This window comes from Aphanizomenon sp. CS-733/32 (assembly GCF_028330045.1).
GTDB lineage: Bacteria > Cyanobacteriota > Cyanobacteriia > Cyanobacteriales > Nostocaceae > Dolichospermum > Dolichospermum gracile.
On the sequence record NZ_JAQMSE010000002.1, the window covers coordinates 1 to 7,127 of the forward strand.

Here is a 7,127-nt window from a genome sequence, read left to right on the forward strand (position 1 = left end):
ATCTAACAATATTGGTACTGGTTTATCGCAAACTATTATAGCTATGATTACCAGTAATGTTTCCCGTGCTGGACACCCTAGCAGAGTATTTGTGAATATAGCAACACCAGAAGGAAAACAAACGGGATTAAGTACTGATTCAGTGATTATGACAGATAATCTAGCAACTGTTTTAGATACAGAAATAGATAGAGTTATTGGTACTTGCTTAGAAATGTCTTTAGTAGATGCAGCACTCAGACATACATTAGAAATTTAAAATACAGTTCTCACTCTAACAAGTAATCTAAAATTTAAGAATAAAGTTTGTGATCTGGATCTAACCAAACAATATAAAACACATTTTCAATAAAAAACCCATGAACTCTACCATATTCATTGGATGAAAGTTGAAACTGATATGGTGTATCTACTAACTGTTCTTCATTCAGAAGACCAAAACCAGTTTCAGTGGTATCTTTCCAGTTTATAGGATGACAACGCAAATTTTTGGCATTCTTTACCGTCATTTCTTTGACTGTCATACTTGATAAATCTCGCAATCTCTGAAGCAAAGTTTGTAAATATTTAGCATCTTTATCCTTAATCGAAAACTTATTATTATCATATTGAAAATAAGTGTAGGAGAAACTAATTCCTTTCGCAGGTTCAATTTTTGTCGGGTTTATCCCTAGTGATGAACTTTGATTAATATTCAGTTTTTTAATTTTATTCTTTTTCTGCGACACGTTGCTTGTAATACTCCCTCATTGACTCTTTACTAATAATTGCATTACAGGGGGCATCCATAGGCAGATTACCTCTAGCATTAATCCAAGGATCTTCTCGATGAATCATTTGCTCTAATTCAAAAGTATCACAACCAAAATAAATTTCTGTGACTTGTTCTAAGAACTCCTTAATTTCATCAGAAAAATTTGGTTTTTCAACTTCTTTTAAAATTGGCATCCATGCAAATTGTTTATATTGTTCATATAATTTAGGAATTACTGAACCATGAATCCATGCTTCAAAATCATCATCAAATAAAGGTTGATCATAAATAGCTAAATACCAAGCTTGAGCATAGTAAACAAGTTTTTGCAGTTTCAAGTTGCTGATATATGAACCTGTTTCTCTAGCTTGCCAAATAAAGTAATTGGCAATTGTTTCTGCTGTTAATTGTGAAGTTCCGACTGTTGAAATCATGGTACTAATTTAAACATTTAGGGTAAGTAATATCTATTCTAAATTAGGATTCCTATACTGAACCTAGCAATATCTAATTTCCCCTTGTTCCATTTTATCTCAAATTCAAGCGATCGCACTCCCAAAATCATCCTACAAGCACTAAATTATCAACTTGCCGCACAGACTACTCATCATCATCTTGAACTTTTTTTCGTCAAATCCCAGCCAAAATAGTAGCACCTGTTCTAACTCCAGCATTTGTTCTGGTGTTATATTTCCCAATTTGCGTAAAAGCTTTGCATGAGGAATCGTGATGATATTTTGGACATCAAATACTCCTTCTCGAAGAAAATTAGTTTTGATTTGTGCCTCAAATCTTGAACCACGTGAACTGGTTGTGTGTGGTACGAGAGTAGCTAATGCACGATCTTGATCTAGTGCAGGAATACTAATTACTAAACATGGTCTGACTTTTGCCACATAACCTAAATCTACTAACCAAACTTCTCCACGTTCAGGACTACTCATAGGTCGTTTCTTCCTCATCTAAATCAAGAAAAAGTCCCTCAGCATTCATGACTAAATCTTCATCAGATAAGGGCGAAAAATCTAAATCAACTGTCCGCTTTAAAATTTCTAACACCAAATCTAACCGTTCTGAGTCTGTCAAGCGGTCGAATGTATTCAGAAGTTCTTGTACTAAAGCAGTCATAGCTTTTTTCCTATATATGGAAATATCATAACATAAGCTTGATATGACTCTCTCCAAAATTACACTATTACGGAGTGCTTCGCTATTGCACTCTCCAAAATCACCCTAGAAGCGATCGCACAATCACTGATTTGTCAGTTTGTAGATTTTCTCAAAGCTGGATTAAGAAACAAACCTTGTGTATAAAAACGGCAAGTAATGTTTAAAATATTGTGTTTTATTGCTTAAACTAAAATGTCCGCAAGATAAATATTATTCGCTTTCCTTATTTTCACTTTCCTCAATTTCAACTTCTTCTAAAGACTGTCCATGACTACTCAGCAAATTCCAAATATCACGATAAAAGAAATTATCAATAGTTTTAATATGCTGAGAAAGTAATCCATCTGTAATCATATTCGGGCGAATATCGCAGTAATATACACCGTCAAGTGGGTTTAGTTTAATGGTGTAAGCTTTAAAGTGTCCTGGCAAAAATGTTGCATTAATCCCATAGGGATTTTGTTGCTTTGTTTTCTTTCTTTGTACATCGTTTAAGAAAATTGCAATGTGAGGTAAAGCAGTGCTAGTTAGCTTATTATATAAAAACTTATCTACAAAAATTTTATCAATACGGTCTTTACTCGAAGTTTTAACAGAACCAATAATCTTGAGTTCATTGTCTTCACTAATCAACAAGTCATGCTGATAGGTCGTATTAAACAAAATTACACCATTATCATCTTTAATTGGAACTTGTATTGTTCCAGAAACACAATCTACATTTAAAGATGCAATTAAAAGACGAATGAGACGCTCAAAAAGATCCCCATTTACTTTACGGGCTTGGTTAGACTTTCCAGAAGGTAATGCATCGAGGGTAGCACCAATAGCTTGCTGAATCGTATAGATTGTACAGATTAAAACCTGACGTAATGAGTCCTCCGGTAGTTGTCTATCTCGTAACTGATCAAGAGCTTGTAAAAACTGATTAGAAGCAATTTCAAATGTTTCACTATCATACATTAAGTTAGTATTGATCGGACGAGTTATATTGTAATAACCATCATTCGTGTATTGATAAAATTGGTAATAATTTTCATTTTGTGAAACTATTCTAGCTTGTAAGCCATTCGCTATAAATCCTAGATAGTCTCTGCAAAAATAAATATAGTTTTGAATAGTCTGAAAATTTTCTTTGTTCACTGCATGATTTACTAAATCTTCTAATCTCATCGAATAGACTCCCTGCGTTCTGAATTTTTGCGATCAAAGGCGATCCATTCTTCCTTTGTCATGCGACGGACATTTTCTAATCGGTTAATTGCCAAATTATTATACTCAATATTAAGATCACATCCCATCCAACGACGGTTAAGTTGTTCTGCAACTACAACAGTTGTTCCCGATCCTGAAAATGGATCAATAATCAAATCTCCTTCCTGAGATGATGCAAGAACAAATTTTCTCAATAATTCTTCTGGCTTTTGAGTTGGATGAGGTGTTGTTTCACCCATTCCGTTACAAGTAGTAGGAATTTCTATTACATCTTTAGGTTTTGCACCTTTTGGGTTAGGTGTCCAGTTATTATTTTTTTTAGTTTTACCTTTTCCATAAGCACTTGTTTCTGCTTGAGGATGGGAAGGATACTTTAATGTATGTGCGCCATAAGGAATTCGCACATCATCAACATTAATTTTCGCTTGATCTGATTTACGAAAATGAATAATACTTTCATGTGATCGTCCCCAATCACTACCTAAATTAGCCTTGTTTTTATAGTGCCAAATTAACCAACGACAATTTTTGAAATATTTGGATACTGAATATTTTAAATCAGCTAATATTTCAGAAAAACCACAAACGTAAAGAGATCCAGTGGACTTGAGAATACGGGAAACTTCACTAATCCATTGAATTGACCACTCGATATATTTTTCTTGGTTCTCAAAATTATCCCATTCAGCCTTTTTAATGTTATAAGGTGGGTCAGCAAAAACTAGATCAACACTTTCTGAATCAAGAGATGCCAGCCAATCTAGGGAATTACCTTGATAAATTTGTCCGTGAGGATGGGTATATTGTAGTTGGAATCCTTTTGTTAGTGGTAGTAATTGTTGTTCACTAATTTGTGCCTCTACAACTCCAAGATTTAGAGACTGTTGTATTACGTTTAACGCATTATCAGAACTGCTCAATCTCATCTATCCTCACAAGTTCAATAAACAGGATTAAAAATTACTTACAGCATCAGCAGTTTGGGAAATCTCCTCAAACTGCTAAAGAATATACTAACCTAAACTTTCTCATTACTCAATCTTTGTAACAACTCCTCACGGGATAAATTACCCAAAGAAAGAAGTAACTGAGTGCGTTCAGAAATAGGAATATTAGCAATCTTTTCCACCAAACCAGATAACTCAGCATCCAAACTACCAAAACGCCCTTCCAGAAGAGAAGTTATCAAAGAAAATCTTTCTTCCTCTTTTCCTTCTTCTCTTTCTTCTTGCTTTCCTTCCTCCCTGGCTTCTTGTTTCCACTCTTCCCGTTGTTGTAAATAAGCCGGTGATAAGTTCATAATTACTTCCTCTTCTTCCCTACTTAAATTATCTCTCAATTCTAAATTCTTGCGCCATTCCGCTAAAATTTCTAACAAATTCTCTCGAAAAGGGTTATTTTCCGGTAATTCAGTTAACTCCTCTACTGCTCTTTTTTGTGTTCCTCCTTTCCCCAAAACTCTCAACCATAATGTATCCTCATTTTCTGGTAATTGATGAATCACAACTATTGCTTTTTTCAGAATATTCGGCAGAAAATAAACACCTTGAACCCAATCTTCTACAATTTCATTTGCACCTAAACCCGCAATCATCCGATCTGAAAAAGTTGGTGTTAAAATCCATAAAATCGGTAATTCTGATTCAGCAATATTTCTATTTTCGCGTTTTGCTTTCCTAACTACATCACCATGAACGGCATATAATTTAAGTGAACAACTGCGAATTTCTATTTCCGATGGTGGATTACGAAAAGGCTCAAATAAACATTGAGTTTTTGCCATCTTACCTAATAAACCTAAAGGTAGATTTTCCTGAATGTTAGAAGGAAATGGTTCAAACCAAACATCAATTTCTTGAACTTCACTTTTAACCTTTTCACTTTTTTTAATTGTTCCTAAAGGTGTTAATAATTCCTCTAGATATTCTTTAGGGAATTGGTCATGAGATTGTCGAGTCATTTCATTATATCAAAAATAATGGTACAATATTCTTTATGAAAATCACTAATTAACTCAATGAACGAATTATTAACTCGTATTACACAAATACCTGGTCAATGTGGGGGTCGTCCTTGCATTCGCGGAATGAGAATTAGAGTTAGCGACATTTTAGAAATGTTAGCAGAAAATGTCAGCATTAGCGAAATTTTAGAAGACTTTCCTGATTTAGAACCGGAAGATATCCAAGCTTGTCTTGTGTTTGCTGCACGACGGACTGATTTTGTGCGGTTGACAGCATGAAAATTTGGATTGATGCACAGTTACCACCAACATTGGCAATTTGGGTAACAGATACTTTTGCTATAGAAGCATTTTCATTAAGAGATATTGGTTTACGTGATGCTAAAGATATCGAAATTTTTGAATCTGCAAAAATCGCTAATGTCATAATCATGACGAAAGACAGTGATTTTGTTGATTTGGTTTGTCGGTTAGGAATACCTCCTCAAATCCTTTGGTTAACTTGTGGAAATGTGACGAATCGCAATCTGCGTCAACTTCTGACAATTACTTTACCTGATGCTTTGGAACAATTACGGCAAGGAGAAATGATTGTGGAAATTAGTAATAATCGGTAAATAATTACTTTATCTCAAAGCGATACCTTCGGTGCGCTTCGCTATCGTACTCCTCAAAATCATCCTATAAGCGATCGCACTCCCAAAATCATCCTGCAAGCGATACCTTCGGTGCGCTTCGCTATCGCACTCAACTCAGCATCCAAACTACCAAAACGACCTTCCAGAAGAGAAGTTATCAACAAAAGTTGTCCTTCTTGCTTTCCTTCTTGCTTCCAGTCTTCTATTTGTTGTAAATAAGCCGGTGATAAGTTCATAATTACTTCCTCTTCTTCCCTACTTAAATTATCTCTCAATTCTAAATTCTTGCGCCAGTCCGCTAGAATTTCTAACAAATTCTCTCGAAAAGGGTTATTTTCCGGTAATTCAGTTAACTCCTCTACTGCTCTTTTTTGTGTTCCTCCTTTCCCCAAAACTCTCAACCATAACGTATCTTCATTTTCTGGTAATTGATGAATTACAACTATTGCTGTTTTCAATATATTCGGTAGAAAATAAACACCTTGAACCCAATCTTCTACAATTTCATTTGCACCTAAACCCGCAATCATCCGATCTGAAAAAGTTGGTGTTAAAATCCATAAAATCGGTAATTCTGATTCAGCAATATTTCTGTTTTCGCGTTTTGCTTTCCTAACTACATCACCATGAACAGCATATAATTTAAGTAAACAACTACGAATTTCTATTTCCGATGGTGGATTGCGAAAAGGCTCAAATAAACATTGAGTTTTTGCCATCTTCCCTAATAAACCTAAAGGTAGATTTTCCTGAGTGTTAGAAGGAAATGGTTCAAACCAAACATCAATTTCTTGAATTTCACTTTTAACCTTTTCGCTTTTTTTAATTGTTCCTAAAGGTGTTAATAATTCCTCTAGATATTCTTTGGCGAATTGATCATGGGATTGTCGAGTCATTTTATTTTATTAAAAATCACATTTGTTTTGTACAAAAATCACACTAAACATCAAAAATATTATATAATAATTATGTTACTACCAAAAGCATAGTTTCAAAAGTAGTTTACCCCAAAAATTAAACTAATGTTACAGTCAATCGAAGGCATTTACAAAGACGGGAAAATTGAGCTAATCGAAACGCCAACAGGCATAAATACAGCGCGAGTAATTGTAACTTTTCTCGATACCAACGCTTCCGTAGATTTGTCATCTCGCGGAATTAATGAAGAACAAGCCGCAAAATTAAGAGCTAGATTACAATGTTTTGCACAAGATTGGGAACAACCAGAGATGGAAGTTTACGATGGCTTATAATCGTGGTTCAGTAGTGCTGGTTTTGTTCCCAGACTCAAACTTAAAAACTGCTAAACGTCGTCCTGCTTTAGTTGTTCAATCTAACAATATTGGTACTGGTTTATCGCAAACTATTATAGCTATGATTACCAGTA

The 7,127-nt window shown here is 34.6% G+C and carries 13 protein-coding genes; 5 read left to right on the top strand and 8 right to left on the bottom strand.

What is annotated here, in order from left to right; genetic code table 11:
• Nucleotides 1–259, top strand: a 259-nt coding sequence (locus PN471_RS00050; protein ID WP_271775152.1) for a type II toxin-antitoxin system PemK/MazF family toxin, incomplete at its 5' end; no start/stop codon positions are given.
• Between the two features lie 34 nt (nt 260–293).
• Here PN471_RS00050 and PN471_RS00055 read toward each other — a convergent pair.
• From PN471_RS00055 to PN471_RS00085, 7 genes are all read right to left on the bottom strand, one after another.
• Nucleotides 294–728: a hypothetical protein gene (locus tag PN471_RS00055; protein WP_271775153.1), complete on the bottom strand. Its 435-nt coding sequence runs from the start codon at nt 726–728 to the stop codon at nt 294–296.
• The gene (locus tag PN471_RS00060; protein WP_271775154.1) at nt 709–1,188 is read right to left on the bottom strand and encodes a Panacea domain-containing protein; all 480 of its coding nucleotides are present in this window, start codon (nt 1,186–1,188) and stop codon (nt 709–711) included. Before PN471_RS00060 ends, PN471_RS00055 begins: the two co-directional genes overlap by 20 nt.
• A 141-nt stretch (nt 1,189–1,329) precedes the next feature.
• The gene (locus PN471_RS00065; RefSeq protein ID WP_193898045.1) at nt 1,330–1,698 is read right to left on the bottom strand and encodes a type II toxin-antitoxin system PemK/MazF family toxin; all 369 of its coding nucleotides are present in this window, start codon (nt 1,696–1,698) and stop codon (nt 1,330–1,332) included.
• Nucleotides 1,691–1,882, bottom strand: coding sequence for a hypothetical protein (locus PN471_RS00070; RefSeq protein WP_271775155.1), 192 nt, complete (start codon nt 1,880–1,882; stop codon nt 1,691–1,693). The genes PN471_RS00065 and PN471_RS00070 overlap by 8 nt, the downstream gene beginning before the upstream one ends.
• Nucleotides 1,883–2,134: 252 nt before the next feature.
• Nucleotides 2,135–3,097, bottom strand: a complete 963-nt coding sequence (locus tag PN471_RS00075; protein WP_271775156.1) for a hypothetical protein — start codon at nt 3,095–3,097, stop codon at nt 2,135–2,137.
• Nucleotides 3,094–4,059, bottom strand: coding sequence for a DNA-methyltransferase (locus PN471_RS00080; protein WP_271775157.1), 966 nt, complete (start codon nt 4,057–4,059; stop codon nt 3,094–3,096). Before PN471_RS00080 ends, PN471_RS00075 begins: the two co-directional genes overlap by 4 nt.
• A gap of 98 nt (nt 4,060–4,157) precedes the next feature.
• On the bottom strand, nt 4,158–5,099 hold the full coding sequence (locus PN471_RS00085) for a hypothetical protein (protein ID WP_271775158.1): 942 nt from the start codon (nt 5,097–5,099) through the stop codon (nt 4,158–4,160).
• Between the two features lie 48 nt (nt 5,100–5,147).
• On the opposite strand from PN471_RS00085, the gene PN471_RS00090 reads away from it, so the two are divergent.
• Together PN471_RS00090 and PN471_RS00095 are read left to right on the top strand one after the other, a co-directional pair.
• Nucleotides 5,148–5,381, top strand: coding sequence for a DUF433 domain-containing protein (locus PN471_RS00090; RefSeq protein WP_027402866.1), 234 nt, complete (start codon nt 5,148–5,150; stop codon nt 5,379–5,381).
• On the top strand, nt 5,378–5,719 hold the full coding sequence (locus PN471_RS00095) for a DUF5615 family PIN-like protein (RefSeq protein ID WP_028082239.1): 342 nt from the start codon (nt 5,378–5,380) through the stop codon (nt 5,717–5,719). Before PN471_RS00090 ends, PN471_RS00095 begins: the two co-directional genes overlap by 4 nt.
• A 59-nt stretch (nt 5,720–5,778) precedes the next feature.
• On the opposite strand, the gene PN471_RS00100 is transcribed toward PN471_RS00095, so the two are convergent.
• Nucleotides 5,779–6,636, bottom strand: a complete 858-nt coding sequence (locus PN471_RS00100) for a hypothetical protein (RefSeq protein WP_271775159.1) — start codon at nt 6,634–6,636, stop codon at nt 5,779–5,781.
• Between the two features lie 126 nt (nt 6,637–6,762).
• Here PN471_RS00100 and PN471_RS00105 point away from each other — a divergent pair, with 126 nt between their 5' ends.
• Together PN471_RS00105 and PN471_RS00110 are read left to right on the top strand one after the other, a co-directional pair.
• Nucleotides 6,763–6,993: a hypothetical protein gene (locus PN471_RS00105; RefSeq protein WP_271775160.1), complete on the top strand. Its 231-nt coding sequence runs from the start codon at nt 6,763–6,765 to the stop codon at nt 6,991–6,993.
• The coding region (locus PN471_RS00110) for a type II toxin-antitoxin system PemK/MazF family toxin (protein ID WP_271775161.1) at nt 6,983–7,127 on the top strand (145 nt) is incomplete at its 3' end. The genes PN471_RS00105 and PN471_RS00110, both read left to right, overlap by 11 nt.